This is a genomic window from Pleurocapsa sp. CCALA 161 (genome assembly GCF_003003995.1).
Lineage (GTDB): Bacteria > Cyanobacteriota > Cyanobacteriia > Cyanobacteriales > Xenococcaceae > Waterburya.
Genome location: NZ_PVWF01000049.1, coordinates 1 through 21,316 on the forward strand (window position 1 = coordinate 1; position 21,316 = coordinate 21,316).

At 41.0% G+C, this 21,316-nt stretch carries 21 protein-coding genes; 11 read left to right on the top strand and 10 right to left on the bottom strand.

The annotated features are described in order from the left end of the window. Window positions 1-204 precede the first annotated feature (204 nt). Window positions 205-1,440, bottom strand: a complete 1,236-nt coding sequence (trpB, locus tag C7B62_RS13180) for a tryptophan synthase subunit beta (RefSeq protein WP_106236850.1) — start codon at window positions 1,438-1,440, stop codon at window positions 205-207. 178 nt (window positions 1,441-1,618) lie between these two features. Between trpB and C7B62_RS13185 the strand changes: the two genes are divergently transcribed. Further along, complete coding sequence (locus C7B62_RS13185; protein WP_106236853.1) at window positions 1,619-2,527, top strand: tetratricopeptide repeat protein; 909 nt, start codon at window positions 1,619-1,621, stop codon at window positions 2,525-2,527. 11 nt (window positions 2,528-2,538) lie between these two features. On the opposite strand, the gene ruvC is transcribed toward C7B62_RS13185, so the two are convergent. Next, complete coding sequence (ruvC, locus tag C7B62_RS13190; protein ID WP_106236856.1) at window positions 2,539-3,045, bottom strand: crossover junction endodeoxyribonuclease RuvC; 507 nt, start codon at window positions 3,043-3,045, stop codon at window positions 2,539-2,541. Window positions 3,046-3,196: 151 nt separating this feature from the next. On the opposite strand from ruvC, the gene yvcK reads away from it, so the two are divergent. Next, window positions 3,197-4,537, top strand: a complete 1,341-nt coding sequence (gene yvcK / locus C7B62_RS13200; RefSeq protein ID WP_106236862.1) for a gluconeogenesis factor YvcK family protein — start codon at window positions 3,197-3,199, stop codon at window positions 4,535-4,537. A 294-nt stretch (window positions 4,538-4,831) separates the two neighbouring features. Next, window positions 4,832-5,299, top strand: coding sequence for a tRNA (adenosine(37)-N6)-threonylcarbamoyltransferase complex ATPase subunit type 1 TsaE (gene tsaE / locus C7B62_RS13205; protein WP_106236865.1), 468 nt, complete (start codon window positions 4,832-4,834; stop codon window positions 5,297-5,299). 142 nt (window positions 5,300-5,441) lie between these two features. On the opposite strand, the gene petG is transcribed toward tsaE, so the two are convergent. After that, complete coding sequence (petG, locus tag C7B62_RS13210) at window positions 5,442-5,558, bottom strand: cytochrome b6-f complex subunit V (RefSeq protein WP_106236867.1); 117 nt, start codon at window positions 5,556-5,558, stop codon at window positions 5,442-5,444. A gap of 240 nt (window positions 5,559-5,798) precedes the next feature. On the opposite strand from petG, the gene C7B62_RS13215 reads away from it, so the two are divergent. The 5 genes from C7B62_RS13215 to C7B62_RS13235 all read left to right on the top strand — a co-directional run bounded on the left by C7B62_RS13215 (window position 5,799) and on the right by C7B62_RS13235 (window position 10,551). After that, window positions 5,799-6,173 (top strand): cytochrome c, encoded by a 375-nt coding sequence (locus tag C7B62_RS13215; RefSeq protein ID WP_106236870.1) that lies wholly within the window; start codon window positions 5,799-5,801, stop codon window positions 6,171-6,173. Window positions 6,174-6,344: 171 nt separating this feature from the next. Continuing rightward, window positions 6,345-6,677, top strand: a complete 333-nt coding sequence (locus tag C7B62_RS13220) for a hypothetical protein (protein ID WP_106236872.1) — start codon at window positions 6,345-6,347, stop codon at window positions 6,675-6,677. A gap of 71 nt (window positions 6,678-6,748) precedes the next feature. Beyond that, window positions 6,749-7,288: a GIY-YIG nuclease family protein gene (locus C7B62_RS13225; protein WP_106236875.1), complete on the top strand. Its 540-nt coding sequence runs from the start codon at window positions 6,749-6,751 to the stop codon at window positions 7,286-7,288. Between the two features lie 100 nt (window positions 7,289-7,388). After that, the gene (locus tag C7B62_RS13230; RefSeq protein ID WP_106236877.1) at window positions 7,389-9,167 is read left to right on the top strand and encodes a serine/threonine-protein kinase; all 1,779 of its coding nucleotides are present in this window, start codon (window positions 7,389-7,391) and stop codon (window positions 9,165-9,167) included. 100 nt (window positions 9,168-9,267) lie between these two features. Further along, window positions 9,268-10,551 carry a pentapeptide repeat-containing protein gene (locus C7B62_RS13235; RefSeq protein ID WP_106236880.1) on the top strand — a complete coding sequence of 428 codons (1,284 nt, stop codon included), beginning with the start codon at window positions 9,268-9,270 and terminating at the stop codon, window positions 10,549-10,551. Window positions 10,552-10,733: 182 nt separating this feature from the next. Here C7B62_RS13235 and C7B62_RS13240 read toward each other — a convergent pair whose 3' ends face one another. Beyond that, complete coding sequence (locus C7B62_RS13240) at window positions 10,734-11,693, bottom strand: aldo/keto reductase (protein WP_106236882.1); 960 nt, start codon at window positions 11,691-11,693, stop codon at window positions 10,734-10,736. A 256-nt stretch (window positions 11,694-11,949) separates the two neighbouring features. Between C7B62_RS13240 and C7B62_RS13245 the strand changes: the two genes are divergently transcribed. Continuing rightward, entirely contained in the window at window positions 11,950-12,363 is a 414-nt protein-coding gene (locus tag C7B62_RS13245) for a hypothetical protein (protein ID WP_106236884.1), read from the top strand. 180 nt (window positions 12,364-12,543) lie between these two features. Here the strand turns inward: C7B62_RS13245 and C7B62_RS13250 are convergent, their stop codons facing one another. Genes C7B62_RS13250 through ndhC form a run of 3 tightly spaced genes read right to left on the bottom strand, consistent with a single transcriptional unit; the run spans window position 12,544 to window position 14,154 of the window. Further along, window positions 12,544-13,077, bottom strand: coding sequence for an NAD(P)H-quinone oxidoreductase subunit J (locus C7B62_RS13250; protein WP_106236887.1), 534 nt, complete (start codon window positions 13,075-13,077; stop codon window positions 12,544-12,546). Continuing rightward, complete coding sequence (gene nuoB, locus C7B62_RS13255) at window positions 13,070-13,795, bottom strand: NADH-quinone oxidoreductase subunit NuoB (RefSeq protein ID WP_106236889.1); 726 nt, start codon at window positions 13,793-13,795, stop codon at window positions 13,070-13,072. Before nuoB ends, C7B62_RS13250 begins: the two co-directional genes overlap by 8 nt. Then, window positions 13,792-14,154, bottom strand: a complete 363-nt coding sequence (ndhC, locus tag C7B62_RS13260; RefSeq protein ID WP_106236892.1) for a photosynthetic/respiratory NAD(P)H-quinone oxidoreductase subunit C — start codon at window positions 14,152-14,154, stop codon at window positions 13,792-13,794. The genes nuoB and ndhC overlap by 4 nt, the downstream gene beginning before the upstream one ends. A 246-nt stretch (window positions 14,155-14,400) precedes the next feature. Here ndhC and C7B62_RS13265 point away from each other — a divergent pair, with 246 nt between their 5' ends. Both C7B62_RS13265 and C7B62_RS13270 read left to right on the top strand, forming a co-directional pair. Further along, window positions 14,401-17,325, top strand: coding sequence for a glycerol-3-phosphate acyltransferase (locus C7B62_RS13265; RefSeq protein WP_106236894.1), 2,925 nt, complete (start codon window positions 14,401-14,403; stop codon window positions 17,323-17,325). Window positions 17,326-17,439: 114 nt separating this feature from the next. Beyond that, window positions 17,440-18,492, top strand: a complete 1,053-nt coding sequence (locus C7B62_RS13270; protein ID WP_106236897.1) for a hemolysin family protein — start codon at window positions 17,440-17,442, stop codon at window positions 18,490-18,492. Window positions 18,493-18,505: 13 nt separating this feature from the next. Here the strand turns inward: C7B62_RS13270 and C7B62_RS13275 are convergent, their stop codons facing one another. The 3 genes from C7B62_RS13275 to C7B62_RS13285 form a co-directional block, all read right to left on the bottom strand. Next, entirely contained in the window at window positions 18,506-19,390 is an 885-nt protein-coding gene (locus C7B62_RS13275; RefSeq protein ID WP_106236900.1) for an alpha/beta fold hydrolase, read from the bottom strand. A gap of 118 nt (window positions 19,391-19,508) precedes the next feature. Beyond that, on the bottom strand, window positions 19,509-20,054 hold the full coding sequence (locus C7B62_RS13280; RefSeq protein WP_106236903.1) for a pyridoxamine 5'-phosphate oxidase family protein: 546 nt from the start codon (window positions 20,052-20,054) through the stop codon (window positions 19,509-19,511). Window positions 20,055-20,124: 70 nt separating this feature from the next. Continuing rightward, window positions 20,125-21,291, bottom strand: coding sequence for a DUF1822 family protein (locus tag C7B62_RS13285; RefSeq protein ID WP_106236905.1), 1,167 nt, complete (start codon window positions 21,289-21,291; stop codon window positions 20,125-20,127). Between the last annotated feature and the right edge of the window lie 25 nt (window positions 21,292-21,316).

Sequence of the window (21,316 nt, forward strand, 5' to 3'; positions counted from 1 at the left end):
GAAACAGAAACCTAAGTCGTGAGTCTTAGGAATCCCCCACTATATCGGTACTCCGATTAGTGGCGGGAGGATGTCAATTCTGTATTTTATATTTATCAACTCGCTATGAATATTGAACAATTGATAACGAAGTGTATCCTTTAGGATTAACCAGGTTTAAGACATTTGTTCATTGCCCATTGCTCATTGTTCATTGTTGAATATCTACAGCAGATCGCCAAGATACTTAGCTACCGTTTGTACGTCTTTATCGCCTCTACCTGAACAGTTCAAGACAATACGCTGCTTTCCTGTCAATTGAGGACAAAGTTGCTCTAAATAGGCAAAAGCATGAGCAGTTTCTAGGGCGGGAATAATACCTTCTAATTGCGATAGTAGGCGCAAACCAGCGATCGCTTCAGTATCAGTTACAGCATAATATTCTGCTCGTTGAGTATCCTTAAGATAACTATGCTCTGGGCCTACCCCAGGATAATCTAACCCAGCACTAATCGAATGAGCCTCAATAATTTGTCCTTGAGTATCCTGTAATAAATAGCTCATTGCTCCATGCAAGACCCCTGGACGACCTTCAGTTAGAGTAGCAGCATGTTTACCAGATGCCACACTTTCCCCCGCAGCTTCTACACCAATCATGCGGACGCTAGATTCAGCTATAAACTCATAAAACAAGCCCATGGCATTTGAGCCACCGCCAACACAGGCGATCAGAATATCAGGTAACCCTCCCCATTTTTCCGCACACTGTTGGCGAGTTTCACGACCAATTACCGCATGAAAATCTCGTACCATCATCGGGTAAGGATGGGGGCCAGCCACTGAACCCAAGATATAGTGAGTGCTTTCAACATTAGTTACCCAATCGCGAATGGCTTCGGAAGTAGCATCTTTTAAAGTTCCTGTGCCAGCGGAAACTGGTTCTACCTTTGCTCCTAAAAGGCGCATCCGAAAGACATTAAGCTTCTGTCTTTCCATATCTTGTACGCCCATATAGATGATACATTCCAGACCGAAACGAGCGCAGACTGTGGCGGTAGCCACTCCGTGTTGACCTGCACCTGTTTCCGCAATAATCCGCTTTTTACCCATACGAATAGCTAATAACGCCTGGGCTAGGGCATTATTAATCTTGTGCGCTCCTGTATGGTTTAAATCTTCTCGCTTTAGATATATTTCAGGCTGAAAATCGGGGCGAGTGTAGTGCTGACTTAAACGTTCGGCAAAATAAAGGGGATTTGCCCGACCAACATAGTCTTTTAATAATCCTTGTAGCTCTTGAGTAAAATCAGGGTCGTTTTTATAATGGTTGTAAGCAGTTTCCAATTCAGCCAAAGCTGGCATCAAAGTTTCAGGAACGTATTTACCACCATAAGGGCCAAAACGCCCTAGTTGATCAGGGACAGCAGCAACATTAGTTTGTTTGAAGGGAGTGGCAGTCATAAAATTACAATTTAAGATGTAAAAGTAAATGCTATCGCAATTGTACCGTTTAGGTATGGGTTTAAAGCTTTAGAGTTTAATTATCAGCAGGTAATAACTAGTTTTAAACCGATCTGATAAAGTTAGAACAAGATCGAGTCAAGATAGCTATTTTGAACCAATTACTAAATAATGTAATGTGAACGTAAAATTTTTGCGATTATTAACTATCATAATTTTCCTCCTAGGTATTGGCGGAATTATCGGCTTAGGATTTACTTTAATTGTTAAACATCTTCAAACAAAGCAGATTCAACAAATACAGCAAGCTAACAATTTATTAGCCCAAGAAAAATATTCTTTAGCTGTTGCCGCTTACGATCAACTCTTGAAGACTGATTCTGCTCGATCCTATTTATTATGGGCTAATCGTGGAGCTGCATTATTAAACTTAAACCAGTATCAAAAAGCACTACAATCTTGTTCTCAAGCTACTGTTCTTAACCAGCAAGCCGAGCTAGCTTGGAACTGTCGTGGGGAGGCTCTATATCACTTGGGTCAATCTCAGGATGCATTGACCGCTTTTCAACAGGCGATCGCCATTAATCCACAGAATGCAACTTTTTGGCTCAATCAAAATCAGGTCTTATTCGATTTAGCCCAACATCAACAGGCTATAACGGCTAGTAAAAAAGCGATCGCCCTACTCCAGTCTCAACCAGCAACAGATTTAAAAAATCGCTATTTAGCGATCTCCTGGAGACGACAGGGGCAAAGTTGGTTAGAACTCCAGCAGAATCGCCAGGCTTTAGCTGCTTTTAAGCAGTCTTTAAGTTATCAACCTAATCATTTAGCTGCTCAACAGGGGAGAGGTATTGCTCTCTATCGATTAGGTAATTATGCTCAAGCGAGGCAAATTTTTGAGCAAATTTTACAACAAAATAATTTAAGTGATCAACAGCAGGCAATCAACTGGTTATACAAAGGAACTAGCCTCTGCCAAACATCCCAAGCTGAAGCTGCAACCCAGGCTTTTAAGCAGGTACTCAAACTAAGCAATGATGTTCAATTACGAAAAATAGCCCAAGCTGGCTGTGGTATTCGATGACTAACTTATAACTAAATACTCTGATGAAACCAAGCTGTTAAAGCGATCGCCAGGGCATCAGCAGCATCATCAGGACGAGGAATAAAATCTAAAGCAAGTTCTCGTGCCACTGCTGCTTGAACCTCTATTTTTTGGGCATTACCATAGCCTGTTAAAGCTTTTTTCACTTCTGGTGGGGCAAATTCTACATAAGGCAAACCAGACTGTCCTAAAACCAACATTAAAACTCCTCTAGCTTGAGCGACGGTGATCGTGTGACTCATGCGATAAAAAAACAATTTCTCTACTGCCACTAGATCGGGTTGAATCTCGCCAATCACAGCATGGAGATCGTCATAAATTGTGCAGAGACGATCGCCAAAAGGTGTCTTGGCAGCGGTTTCAATAACGCCATAGTCCTCAAGCTGTACCGAGGCTACATCTACATCTAAGGAAATTTCTGCCGATGCCTGACAAATAATACTGCCAAAGCCCAAAATAGCTATTCCTGGATCTAATCCTAAGATTTTAATTCCCATTTGAGCCAGATCCGATTAATCTTAGAACCATAAACTCTATTTTGAAGATTACCCTTTTGATTATGGCTACCTGCCAACTCAATTACACCACGATAGGATATGTTTATCTTAACGACTCTGGTATTTATCCCGAAAACAGCCTCGATTTGAGATGAAAAATTCATCCTCCCATAATAAAAAATCTCGTCGCCATAATCGGTTATTTAAATGGCTGTCTCCTGGATTATTTATTAAAAGGTGGTTACTCATCAGTGCTAGTGGTTTTATGTTAGCGGTGATTGGTTCGGCGATCTGGAGTAAGCTTACGCCAGTCTATCGTTTACTTTCATTTACTGCCAATATTCTCGAATTTTTAACTACTGTTGTCCCCAGCTATATTTCAGGACCAATTGTTTTAGTTACAGGTATATTTCTGATTATTTGGGGACAGTCTCGCACCATGGGTTCAATTAGCGATGTATTGGGAGTAGATAAAGACAAGAAACTAGTAGATATGTTGTTAGATCGTCGCCGTCTCAACCGTGGTCCCAAGATTGTGGTTGTCGGTGGTGGCACGGGTCTGTCTACCCTATTGCGGGGGCTTAAAGAATATAGCAGCAATATTACGGCGATCGTCACAGTAGCCGACGATGGAGGATCTTCAGGTAGACTCAGAAGAGAGATTGGAGTATTACCCCCTGGGGATATTCGCAACTGTCTAGCAGCCTTAGCTGATGAAGAGGAATTACTCACTGAGCTATTTCAATATCGTTTTAAGGCGGGAGATGGACTGAACGGACATAGCTTTGGCAATTTGTTTCTCACGGTAATGAGCGAGATTACAGGAGACTTGGAACAGGCGGCAACTGCTAGCTCAAAAGTTTTAGCCATTAGTGGTAAAGTATTGCCTGCTACCCTCAGTGACGTTAGCTTATGGGCAGAAATGGAAGATGGCAGACTGATTGAGGGAGAGTCTAACATTCCTGAAGCCAAAGGTAGAATTAAAAATATTGGCTGTATTCCCGCTAATCCTCCTGCACTCCCCTCCGCAGTCAAAGCAATTAAAGAAGCAGAATATATTATTATTGGTCCTGGTAGTCTCTATACCAGTATTGTGCCAAATCTTTTGGTGCCTGAAATCCGCGATGCGATCGCCAATGCTGATGTCCCCCGCATTTATATCTGCAACATTATGACTCAGCCTGGAGAAACAGAAGGTTACACCGTTGCCGATCACATTAGAGAAATCGATCGCATTAGTAAAGGCAAATTGTTTGATGCGGTTTTAGTGCATCGTAAACCCCCTAGTGCTGTATCCTTAGAACGTTATGCTTTAGAAAACTCACATCCTGTTGATTTAGACCGTCACGAAATTGCCAAACTTAATCGTAGAATCGTGATGGCAAACGTGATGGAAGAAGATTCCGTTAGAGGTCATGTGCGCCATAGTTCTAGTCAGCTTGCTAGAGTTTTGTTGCGTTGGTATAGTGGCAAATGGCAACCTAAAATCTAATCTATCAACAGCATCTTGCTCAAAGCAATTAAAATGTATTTTTAATGGATAAAAAATAAAAGGGAAGTAACAAAGCATCACATTCTAGTTAGTCCGCTTTACTTTGTTATCCCAACTTAAAGTTACTTGGCTTATTGATAAATATATCAACTCAATATAAAGGAAGTGTATTGTCAAGGGTAAAATAAGATAAACTTTTAATGAACTTTTCTCAGCCTCAAGCTAGTCTTGCTTTGACGAACATAGCCAAGCAAAATTTTTAACTTTTTATTCCCCAATAACAGTTTTTAATTCGTGCCAAAGATACTTTTACCGACTCTCGAAACTACTCTTGATTTTGGCTGCCTATTGGGTAAACATTTACCTCCTAGTTCTACATTGTTGTTGATGGGTAACCTGGGTGCAGGAAAAACTAGTTTAGTTCAAGGAATTGGTCGCGGTTTGGGAATTAAAGAATCAATCGTCAGCCCCACTTTTACTCTCATTAACGAATATTTAGATGGTCGCATCCCTTTATACCATCTGGATTTATATCGCCTAGAATCTAGCCAAATAAATAGTCTCTACCCCGAAATCTATTGGGAGGGTGTGGAAGTTGAACCAGGCATTACGGCGATCGAATGGTCACAACTACTGTCTATCAAACCAGCAAGCTATATCAAAATCGAGTTGTCTGGCTCTTTAAATGCTAGACAAGCTGAACTGGAGTTCCATGGTAAGATTCCAGATCTGAAGTTTATGCAAAATTTTGCTTTCGTCTAGAAGTAATATATGTACTTATATGTATTTATATTAAAAAAAATGAAGAAACAAGATACGTTTCTTCATCCTTAATTGGTTATTAGTTGATGATGATTATCTGGTGTGGTTAACTTTTGTAGTTAAAAATAAACGTATCAATATACTAGTCAATACCCAGCTTGCTACCGCGTTTGTACTGCATATACGCAGCAAAAAACAACCCTGCTAAAGTGATAAAAGTCAAGCCCAGTACAATTCCTAGAAGTAGAGGTTCGATCACTAAAGTGTCTCCTTAAAAAGTTATCTAATTTGACTATATCCTACGCTAATATCGGCAAGCCTGTCATCTGGATTCTGTAGTTGGGCAAATTACAACTCCCTCAACCTTATATCCCAGGTTTCGATAATTAATAGCTTGGGAGCTAATTGCTGATTTGTTAGCTAGCCTTTAATCAGGATTGTGAGTTATTTTATTAATCATGGTAAACATAAGTAAACATTCTTGTTTTTTAAATTAATAGTGGATAACCAGTTAGCCCAATCCTACGCTTGGCTAAATCGTCTGACAATAATCATCATGGCAGTAATGCTGGTGATCGGCTTCGGCATTCTGGGTATCTATTGGCAAAGATCTGCCGATCCTTATGCTTATCAAGTTTTAACTCTCGATGGCGATCCTCAAAATGGCTTGGCTATTTTTCAAATCAACTGTGCAGGATGCCATAATCTACAGGTAGAAAGAAGTGTCGGACCAAGATTGGAAAATATTTCCAAGCGTAAATCATCAAGAAATATCATTACTCAAGTAACCAGTGGAAGGACTCCTCCCATGCCCAAGTTTCAGCCGAGCAAAAAAGAGATGGCAGACCTACTCAGTTATTTAAATACGCTTTAAATTTGTTAAAAAACAAGCCAGTAAGTCATAAGTCAACGGCGGTGTAGCTGAATGTTTTAGCTACATTTTGGGGGTTTAGACCATTGGATACGAAAAATTAACCGCGAATAATTACGCAAAAATTTCTGATACTATCTTGAATAGTCTTTATATATCATCAATATTGAAACAATGGGTTTAAGAATAGTCAAAAACTTTGACGCAACTTTCACTTTAGACTCCCAAGCCAAAGAAATTTTATTTAGTCTGTTAACTAATCAGACATTCACCGAACAAATTAGTCAAAGATTACAGGAAACTGCGATTAAATTTACTGATTTGCTGTTTCAACCAGTCCCCTACAGTCAGCAGACACCAAAAGGTATGCCAAGAGAATTTGAGCAGTATCACAACAACAGCGAATATATAATTATTAACGTCCCCCCAAACTTCATGTTTCAAGCCAAAATTTTTCAGCCTAGTCGCTTATGCGCTATTTACCGCAAGATTCACTACAATTACTAAATTACTCAGCAGCTTGATTTTTGCACCTCTCCAACGCGGATGGCGATCGCTGTCCAAATTTAAGCCCCATTATGTCTACTCAAACTAAAACACCACCTCTAGATAGTTTAGAATATCGACCATATTTAACTGCCGATGGTCAGATCGATGAAGATGTGGCTGGGAAAATTGGGGTCTATGCAGTATTTGATGGCGATCGCTCGATGATGTATGTTGGATATTCCCGTGATGTATATTTAAGTCTCAAGCAACACTTAATCAGACAACCTCATCATTGTTATTGGGTTAAAATTCAAATGATCCCTCGTCCGAGTCGGACAGTTTTAGCGGAAATTGCCTCAGCCTGGATTGCCGAAAATGGTAAAACTCCAATTGGTAATGATATCCAGCAGCAGCTTTGGACAGAGCCAATTGATGCTAACCCTGCTATGACAGAGGAAGAAAAGGCACAGTATCAGCAGAGCGAAGAATCAAAGCAAATTAAAATAAGAAAGCAGGTGGCCAGACGGGTAGAGGCTCAAATACTTAGTCAGTTAAGCGATCGCGGCGTAAAAATGGAGATTAGATTCAATCCGAAGCTCAAAGAAAAAGGTTTATTAGATCTGAAATAGATTAATAGTCAAACTCTAAGTTCGTCGTTATCTTTCGCCCACTCTAAAATAAGAATAGTCGAGTTGTTTTTAGCTCAATAGCCGTTCATCTCACATAAATATGACAGCACTATTAAATAACCGCTATCGCATTATTAAGACTCTGGGTAGAGGGGGCTTTGGGGAAACTTATCTAACAGTCGATAATCATATGCCGTCGGGACGAAAATGTGTCCTCAAGCAGCTAAAACCGATTGTTAAACAGCCGAAGATGCCTCCCTGGATGAAAGAGCGGTTTCAGCGCGAAGCAGCAATTTTAGAAGAGTTAGGCAACGGTAGCAGTCAAATTCCTCAGCTTTATGCTTATTTTTCTGAAGACGACAAATTTTATCTAGTTCAGGAATGGATAGAGGGGTTAACTCTCAATCAATATTGGGAGCAAGAAGGCAATCTACACCGTGATGAAGTTAGGCAGATTCTCACGCAGATTCTCCCTGTCCTCGAATATGTTCATAGCCGTCGAATTATTCATCGAGATATTAAGCCAGAAAATATTATCCTGCGCAAAGGGGATCGGCTCCCATTTCTCATTGATTTTGGTGCGGTTAAAGAGGCGATCGCCACGGAGGTTAACGGCAATTCTCACAGTACTTACTCCGCCTCGATTGGGACTCCTGGCTATATGTCCTCAGAACAGGCAGCAGGTCGCCCGATTTATTCTAGTGATCTTTATAGCTTGGGCTTGACGGCAATTTTTTTGTTGACAGGATTAGCGCCCAATGAACTAGAAACTGACCCCCGTAATGGTGAAATAATCTGGCAGGAAAAGGCAGTTAATCTTGACCCTGAATTGGCTGGCATCATTGATCGTGCTGTTAAGTTTCATCCTCGCGATCGCTTTGCCACTGCTCAAGAAATGTTAGATGCACTCAATCAAAACACAATTGATACGAATAATCATAATCTGACAGGAATGACTTTAAATGTTGCCCCCAATCGAAGTTCTGGCAACAGGGATTTGCTCACCAACACTCACAACACTATCGCCTTTGAACCCACTCCCCGTCTCCCTAAGAAAAATAAAAGTTTCTTGAGTACGGTAGGTTTATTTCTCTTAGTAGCTACAGGAGTAGCAGCGGGAACGTTTGCAGCAGGGTATGTTGTAGTTTCTAATCTCTGGCGATCGCCTAGTAATGAGCCATCAGCAAAAGTTGAGACAGCACAACAGCAGCCCGATTTGTTTTCTACAAACGGAAATGAAACATTCCCAGAAGAATCTAAGCTAAAAGCCGAAGCCGAAGCCGAAGCCCAAAAGCAAGCACAAGCAGAACAAGCTCAAAAGCAAGCACAAGCAGAACAAGCCCAGCTAAAAGCCGAAGCTGAAGCCGAAGCCGAAGAGCAAAGCGAAATTGAATTAACTAAAGAGCCAAAAGTCGAGCAAAAACAGCCTAAAACTCTAGCCAAAGCTGATTTAGAACCTACAGATGAATTAAATATCCCTATCCTCACCACTGGAACTTCAGAAAGCCAGCTAGTGAGTACCTTGGGCAAACCCAATTCTGAAAGACAAGGCTTGCAGGCAAATAGTAAAGTGCTAGTTTACTATGACGTGATTCCCGATCGCGTAAATCTTAGCTATCAAGCCGACGATTCAGGCAAAATCCGACAAACAGACATTGCTCTGGATCAGTCGGTAAGTTTGGGGGCGATGCAGCAAACTTTAGCCAGAACTTTAGGGGGAGATGCTTCAGCAGATATTCGAGATAAGTTACGCAGCGTCTACAATCGTGAAACCAGCTTTAGTTTTTTCAAGGTTGATAATTTAGAAGGTAAGTTTCAGCGAGATGCTAGAGGTCGTATTACTATCTCTGTGTGGGATAAAGGATGGCAGCCGATTTAAAATGAATTATTTAATCGATAAATTAGATAAATAATGCTGATTTTGGGCTTGAATATGATTGAGGAGATGTTATGTTAAATATGTCAAAATTTTATTAAGAATGAAGGATAGTACTGATTCCATCTCGAATAGTAATTCAGATATTAATCCAGAAAAGATTATAGAGTTGGAAAACGACAAGCCCGATCTAAATGAAAATTCTTTATCAATAGGAAACCCAGATTCTTTGGAATCTCCTAGACTCAGAAGAACAGCTGTTACGAACAAAGATCTTGGTCGTAGAATTAGTTTTTCCCAGTCGCAATTAATTTTGATTACTCTCTTGTCGATGGGATTGGGTCTTTGGTTTAGACTTCCTTGGCTGGGGTTAACTAGTGCAGTTGCAGCTTTGTGTCTTTCCTTAGGAGTCGTCTTTAACTCGGTTCGAGGCTGGATTATTAAATTCCTAACGGTTCAAGAAAGAAGGACTATTCTGGCTTTTATTGGCTTTATTGGCGCGATCGCTGGGTTACTCAATTATTTTGGAGTTTACAGCAATATCAGCGGCTGGCTCACTCAGTTTAAATACGATGAATTTGGCTCTTGGGCGGAATGGATTGGGGCGGTAGGACAGATTTTAATTGCCATGTTGGCGGTTTATGTCGCTTGGGCGCAATATGTAATTTCTAAGGATTTAACTATTCAGCAAAATCGGATCACCCAACAGCAGACTATTGATACCTATTTTCAGGGTATTTCTGACCTAACTTTAAATGAAGAAGGTTTATTAGAAGACTGGCCTCAAGAAAGAGCGATCGCAGAAGGTAGAACCGCCTCAATTATCTCAAGTATTGATGAAAACGGGAAAGCCAAGGTTATTCGATTTCTTTCTCAATCTGGCTTATTAACTCCCCTCAAACGCGATAATCATCTTGGCAGGGCAATTTTAGATGGTAGCGGTGGTTATTCTGAAGATCGTGCTTATGGTACTAGAGTAATTGATTTAGGAGTGATGCTAGCAGGGGCATATCTAGTCGGACAAGATCTGCGCTGGAGTGACTTAAGCGAGGCTAATATGGTGAGAGCCGATCTTAGTCAATGCGATCTAGTCAAAGCAAACTTAGCTCGTACTGTGCTATATGAAGCTAATCTAGCGGGATCAGATATCAAAAGCGCTCGTCTATTTTATGGTTCGGTGGAAACCGCCTCTCCTCGAAGCATTACGGCACAGCCTGATTATGAAACAGGAAAATATACGGGGATGGTGGTGGAAAAAGCTAATTTCTCTGGCATTAAACGCATGAGTGAGGAGCAACGTTATTATATCTGCTCTTGGTGTGGCGAAAAGTCTCGCTCAACTGTACCAGGTGGATGTGAGGGTGTTCCTAATCAGTTAGGGCGGTAGTTAGGTTAACCTATCAATTAGCGCGCGATCATTTAAGATTGAACAATTGATTAATTAGGTTGAGGACTACCGACTATTTTATAGTCATTTCAAATAGCAACCAATGGATCTTATAACGAAGTAACCATAGGGAAATTAATTAAAATGACTATAGTTTTGCTCACAAGTAACCTGCCCGATGATTACCAGTCCCACATCACAGGATTATCATCGAGATGATCCGTTACCTGTCTACCGATACTATCTATTTCCTGTAATTCTTCAGCAGATAAGCTGACGTTGGCAGCTTGGGCATTATCCTTTGCTTGTGAGACAGTTCTAGCTCCAGCGATCGCATTAGTTTGAGGTTGCGCAATTAACCATGCCAAAGCAAGCTGGGCTAAAGTACAGTTGTGCTTGAGGGCAATTGGTTTTAACTGTTCCAACGCTTGGTGGGCGCGCTCAAAATTTTGACCTTGGAACAGTACATTGGCACTACGATGATCCTCTGGTGCAAATTTATGATCGAGACTAAATTTGCCAGTAAGTAATCCTTGAGCCATGGGAGAATAGGCCAAAACAGAGATTTGATGTTCTACACAATAGGGAATGGTATCCTTTTCAATCTTGCGCCAGAACAGAGAATAGGGGGGTTGTAGACTGTCGATTCTGCCATAATTGGCTGCTTGCTCTAGCTGTTCGCGATTAAAATTAGAAACGCCGATCGCTCTAATTTTGCCCTCCTCTTGAAGTTTATTCAAAGCACTCATTGTTTCTTCTATTGGCACTAATTCATTCCCAAACGACCCAGAGGGCCAATGAATTTGATATAGATCGAGATAATCTGTTTGAAGATTAGTTAAAGAGCGATGACAGGCTTCAATTACCTGGTCGTATTTAAGATGGTCGGCAAATACTTTTGAGGCATATTCCAGGCGATCGCGAATGTCTGATAGAGCTTGAGCCACAATTTGTTCCGAATGCCCTTGCCCGTAAACTTCTGCTGTATCAATGGTAGTTATACCTGCCTCTACAGCAGCTCGAATTGCTCGAATACTTTCTTGATCGTCAATTCCAGCCCACATTTTCTTTCCTGCTTGCCATGTTCCCATTAGAATTGGCGTTATTTGAACTTCTGATCTTCCCAGCGATCGCTTTTCCATTGTCGTTACTAATTCAAAGTGCCAGTACTTGAAATAATTTTTTCTAGTTCAATACCAGTGTTATAAATATCATAGGTTAGACCAAACAAAGATCTCTACTCCCCAAGATTAATAATGACAGTTAGAACTTATTTTAATTAGTCAAGCTCTTGTCGCCAAATCCATAGAATGCAAGAATGAGGGTAGTTATCAAAAATAAATAAAAGTAATAAATAACTAATAACTTTATCAAATTTAAGTTCAGGAGAAAACTCTAATGGCTGAAGACAACAAGCCCAACGGCACTCAAGCAAAAGCAACTACAACTAATAGCAAAACTACTCAAGCTAAGACTACTGCTGACAAATCAAGCTCAGTTAGTCAAACCACTGCTAAAGAAGGAGGAGAACAGGTATTAGCTTTGTCAACACAACCTAGAACTTTACTGCCTCAGAATCGTCCAATTGAACCTAGTAGCCTTGAAGTAGTTCATACTTACTCTTCTGTGGGGTCGGATCGTCCTGTTTCCAAAGGAACAGTTAAATTTAGTAGTTCCTTAACCATATCTGGAAATCGTCCCATCGCCGCTAGTACTCTTCAGGTAAGTGAATCTTATATGGTGATGGGTAATCGTCCTGTTGCTTCCAATGAATCAGACGAAACTGGCACTTTAATGGGGTATTTAGACTAAGAATTTGAGCAACTTATGGCTTGCCAAGCTTTTTGCCTGTCTATAAGATACGCAAACGCCAACTTTTCAAGTAAAAAAGAGTAGAGATCTACTTAAAAATCTCTACTTTAACTATTTCTACCTGCTTCTGCTTAAGTCCATAGATCAAAATAGCTTTGTTTAGATACAATCTTAGTGAACTTAGTAAGCATCCTGCAATTCATAAAAATCAGGAGAAACATAATCTTTACGCAAAGGATAACCAATCCAATCTTCGTTCATTAAAATGCGCTTGAGGTTAGGATGTCCTTCGTAAATAATGCCAAACATGTCGTAGCTTTCTCGTTCTTGCCAGTCTGCTGCTTTCCAGATCCAGTAAACCGAAGCAACTCTGGGATTGTCTCGCGGAAGAAAAACTTTAAGACGAACTTCTTCTGCTTGCTCGACATCATCAGCAACTTTAATCAAATGATAAAAGCTAACTAATTCTTTGCCAGCACCCAAATCGTAGGCTCCCTGGCACTGAAGATAGTTATAGCCATAAGCATACAGGGCAGTAGCGATAGGCAATAACAGGTCAGGATCTATCTTGATCATCTCAACCTTCGAAACATCAGGGGCTAAAGCCTCGTTATCAAAGCCATTGTCAGTTAACCAGCTTGATGTTTTACCTGCAGCAATTATTTCTGATGCTGTCTCGTTCTCTTGAGAATTTTGTTTTGCTTCTTCAGCCACGTTCCACCTCTTTTTCTGCTGATTCTATTGCTGGTAAAGGCATACCCATAGCTTCGGCCAGCTCTTTTGGTGGTGCTTGGCGGGTTGCCGATTTGAGGTATGTACCATTTAAAATTGGGTCAACCGCTTTCATATTATGTCTTGTGCTATAAAAACGGTGAGTTTGTTCGATGCTCGTAGCTCGCTCTTGAATCGACTGATTCGAGATCTTTTTGCGTAGCTTGATTATGGCATCAAAAATAGCTTCAGGACGCGGAGGACAACCAGGAATATAAACATCCACAGGAATTAACTTGTCTACACCCCTGACGGCAGTAGTCGAGTCACTACTAAACATTCCTCCTGTAATAGTACAAGCACCCATTGCAATCACATACTTAGGTTCGGGCATTTCTTCATAGAGGCGAACCAAAGCAGGGGCCATTTTCATAGTAATTGTGCCTGCGGTAATGATTAAGTCTGACTGGCGGGGGCTAGAACGAGGTACTAAGCCATAACGATCAAAATCAAATCTAGAACCAATTAAGGCAGCAAATTCAATAAAGCAACAAGCTGTACCGTATAACATAGGCCAAAGACTAGATAATCTTGCCCAATTATAAATGTCGTCTACCGTAGTTAAAATAACGTTTTCTGATAAATCCTGAGTTATCTGAGTTGGATTACTGGGATTAAGTATTTTTTCTTGCTGTTGTTGTTCAAATGTTGGGGAATTCATGACCACTCCAAAGCTCCTTTTCTCCACGCATATACCAAGGCAATTACCAAAATGGCAATAAAAATGAGGGCTTCTACAAATGCTAATAATCCTAAACGGCTAAAGGCGACTGCCCAAGGATATAGAAAAACAGTTTCTACGTCGAAAACTACAAACACTAACGCAAACATATAATAGCGAATGTTAAATTGAATCCAGGCGCCACCAATAGGTTCCATCCCCGACTCATAGGTTGTCTGCCGTTCTGGCCCACCGTCAGTAGGTCTTAATAGTTTAGAGGCAGTTAAAGCTAGGGCAGGAACTGCGCTACATACGAGTAAAAAACCCAAAAAATATTCATAACCATTGAGAACAAACAATTTTATTTATTACTCCTAGGATGGATGTACGTTGTCACTATACTTAATTTACTATACTTAACCTAATTGATGGGATAGTCTAGTCAAATCACCTGGGTTTGATTGAAGGATAGCTCAGAGTAAAGGCAAATTGAGATTCCTATAGGTTCACCAGGAAAATTAAAATGGGTACAATAAACCAATGAAACCATTAACCCAATCAATTTTGCAAAATATCTTTAATTAAATGGTTATAAATAGAGGCTCATGAACCTGACACCAATTTGGGGTTCTCTGACGGTATTTATTGTTTGTCCTTTGCTAGGTGGGTTACCCCTAATCGACTGGCTCACCTATGCTCTTACTGGTCGTCAACTAGGTAAACTAGGCACTGGTAACATTTCAGTATCCGCAGCCTTTTATCATGGCGGTAAAGTGGCTGGGGTGTGTGCTGTACTATCGGAAGCAGCCAAAGGAATTAGTGCGGTTTTATTAGCTAGAGTATTTTTCCCTGTCGGTTCAGCTTGGGAAATTATTGCCATCATTGCCTTAGTGATGGGGCGTTATTGGATTGGTAAAGGTGCGGGGACAACTAATGCTGTTTGGGGAATTGTCGCCCATGATGCGATCGCAGCGGGATTAGTCTGGTTAATTAGTCTAGTGGGATTTACAATTATTCGCGATCGCTTAATGGGGAAATATGGTGCTTTAGTATTATTAGTGGTGATGATTGGATTGCGTCATCCATATCAACCAGAATATGCGCTGACTACTTTTGCTTTAGCATGTTTGTTGGGCTGGATCTATCAAAATATCCCCGATGATTTAGACTTATCTGCTACTGCCACTAATAGTCAATCTAGTCAAAGCAAAATGTTTCGTTTTTTTCAGGGAGACAAAAATATTCTTAGTCTAAACAGCAAATTAAATGCCCGCCAGGTAGGGGCAAAAGCAGCGAACTTGTCCCAACTCAAACGTCAGGGATATGATGTAGCAGACGGCTGGATTTTACGCCCTGGAGACAACGTGCAAGCCTTGGTGCAAAAGCTCGAACCAACAACTCAAGCGCCCTTAATTGTCCGTTCTTCCGCTATTGGCGAAGATTCAGCATCAGCTTCCGCTGCGGGGCAATATATCAGTATTCTCAACGTTACTAATCAAGATCAATTAGAATCAGCCATTATTAATTGTCAGGCTTCTTATTTAGACAGCAGTGCCATCGAATATCGTCGCCACAACCAGCAAAAAGATACATCAATGGCAATCCTCATCCAGCAGCAAATTGAGGGTCAATATAGTGGAGTGGCATTTAGTCGCGATCCTGTAAATCAGTTACAAGATACAGTAGCGATCGAAGCTTTACCAGGTTCAGCTAACAAAATTGTTTCTGGTCAATATACTCCCCAAAGATATCAGGTGGCAATTCCCCAAACCTCCCTCACAATGTCTCTAGAACAATCCATTACTGTGATCGCTGAAAAGTCGAATCAGACTGACATGATTCCCCAAGAAATTATTAAATCAGCAGCATTGTTGGCAAGAGAAATGGAGGATTTATTTGGGGGAATTCCTCAAGATCTTGAGTGGACTTATGACGGTGCTAAACTCTGGTTGCTACAGGTTCGTCCCATCACAACCATGCAGCCAATTTGGACGAGGCGTATTGCTGCGGAGGTTATTCCTGGCAAAATTCGTCCCCTTACTTGGTCAATTAATCAGCCCTTAACCTGTGGTGTTTGGGGGAAAATCTTTACAATTGTCTTGGGCGATCGCGCTAAAGATTTAAACTTCGAGCAAACTGCAACCCTACATTTTGCTAGCGCTTATTTTAATGCTTCTTTGTTAGGCACGATTTTTCGTCGCATGGGTTTACCCGCAGAAAGTCTGGAATTTTTAACTAGAGGAGCAAAATTTAGTAAACCACCCTTGAGTTCGACCCTGAGAAACCTGCCTGGACTCTGGCGACTGCTCAAACGAGAATGGCAGTTAGATAGTCACTTTGCCAGCGATCGCGCTAAACTTTTTGCACCTATCCTAGCAGAAATTAGTGACCAACCACTAAAAGAATTGTCGCCGACAGAAATTATTGACAGGATTAAGACAATTTTGGGGTTATTGGATAAAGCGACTTATTATCATATTCTTGCTCCTCTTAGTTTTGCCCTCCGCCAAAGCATCTTAAAAGTTGCTGAAACTGAACTGGACAACAGCAAAGTGCCAGAGGTAATGGCAGTAAGTTATTTGGCAGAAATAGCCACTGAAGCTCGCAAACTTTTGGCTACTGAACAAATCACCTTTGACTCTAGCGCCTCTTTATTTGCTCATATTGCGGAAAATTCGGAAGGAATAAGCGTAATGGAACGATTCAGTCTGTGGTTGGAGCAATATGGCTATTTAAGCGAAGTGGCGACGGATATCGCCGTACCACGCTGGCAAGATAAGCCTGGTATTGCACGACAGATGTTTACGCGGTTTTATTTTGATGTCCATGGTGCCAAAATTGCTCAAGCTCCAGCCAATATTTCTCCTCAGTCTTGGCAAGCAAAACTAGTCCAAAAAAGATTAAACCTTAAAGGTCAGGTAGCGGAAATATACAACAAGCTATTAGCACAACTACGATGGGCTTTTCTTGCTTTAGAACAACAGTGGCTTAATAGCGGTTTAATTACTGAAGCAGGCGATATTTTTCTGCTCAAGCTAGAAGAAATTACTATTTTAGTAGAGCAGGGACAATTACCATCACTGAGTAATTTAATTCAAACTAGAAAGCAACAGTGGCAAGCAGCAGCACAATTAAATCCTGTTCCAAAATTAGTTTATGGCAAGCCCCAAACTATATCATGGCAAGCGCCTGTGGTGAACGCAACCAATCGAATACAGGGGATTGGTTGTAGTCCTGGTCAAATTGAAGGAGTAATCAAAGTTATCTCTAGTCTGCAACATGCACCCAATCGCCTCGATCCCCAAACCATTATCGTTGTTCCCTATACCGACGCTGGCTGGTCACCTCTTTTGGCTCGTGCAGGAGGCTTAATTGCTGAAGTTGGCGGTCGTTTGTCTCATGGTGCAATCATTGCAAGAGAATACAATATTCCTGCGGTAATGGACGTAGACAATGCCAGCAGCTTATTTCATGATGGTCAATTGGTGAGACTTGACGGTCAGACAGGAATCATCGAAATATTGAATTAGTGGATAACATGTAAGTGAACAGAAACAAAAACAGGTTTAATAATATCAGTTAAATAATGATCATGCTTATGCCTATTTTTGAACTATATTAGAGATTAACCATTATCTTGTTATATGTTTGCTCTGATTATCGTTGTCGCCGTAATTTTACTTGGTTCGGCTTTTTGTTCCGGAGCGGAAGCGGCAATACTGTCTATTTCTCCAATTAAAGTCAGACAATTAGCTCAGTCTAAAAAGCCAGCAGCCTTAGCTTTGGCCCGTATTCGTTCCCACATCACTCGCCCCATTGCTACGATTGTTATTCTCAATAACATCTTTAATATTGTGGGCAGTATTATGGTTGGTAGCCTGACTACAAAGGTATTAGAGGATAAGTGGTTAGGACTTGTTTCAGGAATTCTCACATTTTTAATTATTATCTTTGGCGAAATTTTTCCTAAAACCATAGGTCAACGCTATGCAGAACCGATCAGTTTATTTGCTGCTATTCCCGTCAAATTTTTAACCCTAATCTTTACTCCTTTGGTGTGGCTAGTTGAACGGATCACCGCCCCGATAGTTAAGCGTCAAACCCTTCCTACTACTGATGAAGCAGAAATTAAATTTTTGACTAATATCGGTTTTCAAGAAGGAGTAATTGAAGATGATGAAGCAGAAATGATCCAGCGAGTATTTCAGCTAAACGACCTTAACGCTTCAGATTTAATGAGTCCTCGCATTATTGTCACTTATCTTAAGGGCGAACAAACCCTAGCTGAATGCCAATCCGAAATTATTAAATCTCAGCACACTCGAATTCTGGTAATTAATGAAACCATTGATGATGTTACGGGAATAGTGCTAAAAGACGAACTTTTAACTGCCATGATTGAAGGACAAAGCGATCGCCAAATCAACACTCTTCAGCGCCCCGCCCACTTTGTCCCTGAAACCAATCGCGCCGATAAACTGCTTAAGGTATTTCAAGAAAATCGTGAACACTTAGCAGTCGTCCTAGACGAATACGGTGGAATGGCTGGAGTTGTAACTTTAGAAGACGTTTTAGAAGTGCTGACGGGAGAAATTGTTGATGAAACCGATCGCAATGTAGACTTACAGGAGATTGCCAGGAAAAAGCGTCTGCGGTTGCTTAAGTCTAGAGGAATTAACCATGAGTCATTAACCTAAACTTAAGTAGCAATTAGCAGTTAGATAGCCATTGAATAATCTGAGCATTAACAGCTTCGGGGTTTTCATCGTGAGGACAATGACCAGCATTGGGAATAATTTGGAACTCGATATCAGCATTACTAGCTGCTAAGTCTTGATATATTTTGGCTCCTGCTACTGGTGTCCAGGGATCTTTCTCGCCCCAAACTACTAATAAAGGGCGTTGCAAATTGGGGAGTAATTCATCAGGGGTTTTTCCAGCAGGAGCGGTTAACACCGAGGCAAAAACCTTCTGTGCGCCTGGATCGCAGGATGGTTGATAGAGCATTTCTACCAAATCGTCAGTCACGGCACGGCGATCGCGATAAACTTGATAGAGAGTACGACGAATTTGGCTCTTGCGCCGAATATTATTAAAAATTAAGTTGCCTGTAACGGGAGAACTAACTAACTTAGCAAACCCGCTCATGACTAAACCTAAGATGGGGTTGAGATCCCCTGGTCGATGATTTAACCCCCCTGCACAGTTAATTAATACACCTCCCGCAGCGATCGCAGGATGGTTAGTAACCACCATTAAGGCTAAGAGTGCGCCAATCGAGTTACCGACAAATACTGTTGGCTGATTAATAAATTCTGTCCAGAAATCAGTAATTTGCGATTCCCATAGTTCTAAGGTGTAATTTAAAGGTGCTTTGTCTGACCCCCCAAAACCCAGTAGATCTAAGGCGAATACCTGATAACCTGCACCTGCCAAGACAGGAATATTCTTTTGCCAATGCCCTATAGATGCTCCAAAACCGTGGATTAACAGTAATGGTTTACCTTCTCCGGCAACGGTATAGCGGATTTTATGACCTTGCCAATGCCAGTCTAACTCTAGCAAGGTATTTTTTAATGACGAATTTGTGACCACAGTTGCTATATTTCGATCTTTACATATCTTTATATACAGATCATATCAATTAAAACTGGCTTTAAGTTCGAGTAAGACAAATAGAGCTAAATTCAAATTGCTATTGCACGCTATTCACTCAAGACAATAATCCAGGTAAACCATCAATACTTAACTGATTCTTCTTTTGTCTATAAACAGCTAATTCTTCTGGACTTTTCTTTTCTGTCCATTTATCTAAAACATCACGGTCATCTATATAATCATATAGCGGTACGGAATAGCCACAAGAAGTAGAAATTCTTTGTACATCTATTTTAATTATGGCTCTTTCCCCTGGATGAGGTTGAAAGAGTTTTGCTATTGCTGGGTAATCGGTATTATCCTGAAAAACAGGAGTACCTTTACCGTGTAGACGAACAATTTGAGGAGCGCCTGTAAAAGCACAAAACATAATCACAATTCTGCTATTTTCTTGAAGATGAGCAATAGTTTCGATCCCGCTTCCCGTTAAATCTTGATAGGCTACTGTCTTTGGATTAATTACGCGAAAAGAATCAGCACCCTTTGGAGAGCAATTAATATGGCCGTCAGCAGATAAAGGGGCAGTAGCAACAAAAAAGATTTGCTGTTGGCTAAGCCAAGATTGTAAGTTATGGTCAATTTCAGTGAATATTTTTCCCATATGTTAGACCTCTTACATAAATAAACTTTGCCGATGCTAGATTTTAATTTCTGACTTGGCAAAAAGTCGATTAAAACTGCAATATTTCCTGTTGATAGTTATCGGGAGTTGGTTCGACTTGCCATAATAGTGATTCTCCTGGATCGAGATCGACTTCTAAAGCAAGTTGGGCAACTGCTTCTGTTGCTTGATCTTCGTTACCGTCAAAATCTTGCAGTTCGCAAGTAAGTAATTTGAGCTTAAACCCAGCGGGTATCATACAGCCAGGAGTAAGACAGCATAATTCAAAGCGCCAAGCACCTACTTCTGGCAGGGGGAGAATTTTTAATTCATAAGGTTGATTGGCGATCGCTAATTTTTTGGCTAAACCAACAGCAGGAATAACAGCATCACTAGTAGCAGCTTTTGCCCCTTCAGCACGTAAAGTTACTTCAATCTGTCGCCAGCCAAATTCTGTCGAAAGGTCACTCAAACCCTGCTTAAGCCAATGCAAAATAGGGGTTGTTGTGGGTAGACCACGGCGAGTCGCCACCAGACGACGACACCAAGAGGGATTTTGGAGCAATGCACCCCAGGTAGCAAAGGGAACTGCTAGTCGAGGTAAAAGCTGGGCGGGATTACCCAAACGCTCAATTAAGTTGTTTGCTTGGACAGGACTCAGTTCTTTAAGAGGTTCAATTACGGCTTGAGTAGCTTCGTTGGGACATAATGCCCTGGCAACCCACAAAGCGTTAAGATCGCCGATCAGTTCTTCATCCGTGAGGCTATAGGTGCGATCGCTGTGATTAAAACTTCCTTGTTTTAGCTGTTGATGAGTAGCGTAACCCCAAACTCGAACATAAGCATCATCAACATTTACCTGTACTGCTAAATAATAGTCTGCTTTCCAATTTGGCAGGTCGATCCATTCTTGAGGAACTCTAAGCTCTTCTAAGTCGTCGGCTTCACTAGGAATTAAAACCAAGTTAGCATTGTTAATGGCGATCGCTGTACCGTTAACTACTTCCCAAACAGCATTTTGTTGCTCCTGTTGCCACTGTGTCTTAGCCGTAGCATCTTCTTCAGCCTGTAACCAGGGTAAAAAAACCGCCAACGCAACTTGATTGAGATAGTTCTGCCAACGGCTAGAAGGGTTGCTTGCAGTTTGGCTGAGTAACCAAACGCGTTCAATAGTAGCTTGGTCTATTTCGAGAACTAAATCTGTGGCATTAAATATAGTTGAGTTGGTGGTAATCATCGGCGCAAATCCTCAAAATATAGAT

Coding starts and splice junctions, on each gene's coding strand:
- C7B62_RS13225 (WP_106236875.1), top strand. CDS start 6,749: ATGTCTACTCAAACTAAAACACCACCTCTAGATAGTTTAGAATATCGA.
- C7B62_RS13245 (WP_106236884.1), top strand. CDS start 11,950: ATGGCTGAAGACAACAAGCCCAACGGCACTCAAGCAAAAGCAACTACA.
- C7B62_RS13270 (WP_106236897.1), top strand. CDS start 17,440: ATGTTTGCTCTGATTATCGTTGTCGCCGTAATTTTACTTGGTTCGGCT.
- ruvC (WP_106236856.1), bottom strand. CDS start 3,045: ATGGGAATTAAAATCTTAGGATTAGATCCAGGAATAGCTATTTTGGGC.
- trpB (WP_106236850.1), bottom strand. CDS start 1,440: ATGACTGCCACTCCCTTCAAACAAACTAATGTTGCTGCTGTCCCTGAT.
- C7B62_RS13240 (WP_106236882.1), bottom strand. CDS start 11,693: ATGGAAAAGCGATCGCTGGGAAGATCAGAAGTTCAAATAACGCCAATT.
- yvcK (WP_106236862.1), top strand. CDS start 3,197: ATGAAAAATTCATCCTCCCATAATAAAAAATCTCGTCGCCATAATCGG.
- C7B62_RS13265 (WP_106236894.1), top strand. CDS start 14,401: ATGAACCTGACACCAATTTGGGGTTCTCTGACGGTATTTATTGTTTGT.
- nuoB (WP_106236889.1), bottom strand. CDS start 13,795: ATGAATTCCCCAACATTTGAACAACAACAGCAAGAAAAAATACTTAAT.
- C7B62_RS13280 (WP_106236903.1), bottom strand. CDS start 20,054: ATGGGAAAAATATTCACTGAAATTGACCATAACTTACAATCTTGGCTT.
- C7B62_RS13220 (WP_106236872.1), top strand. CDS start 6,345: ATGGGTTTAAGAATAGTCAAAAACTTTGACGCAACTTTCACTTTAGAC.
- C7B62_RS13235 (WP_106236880.1), top strand. CDS start 9,268: ATGAAGGATAGTACTGATTCCATCTCGAATAGTAATTCAGATATTAAT.
- C7B62_RS13230 (WP_106236877.1), top strand. CDS start 7,389: ATGACAGCACTATTAAATAACCGCTATCGCATTATTAAGACTCTGGGT.
- C7B62_RS13285 (WP_106236905.1), bottom strand. CDS start 21,291: ATGATTACCACCAACTCAACTATATTTAATGCCACAGATTTAGTTCTC.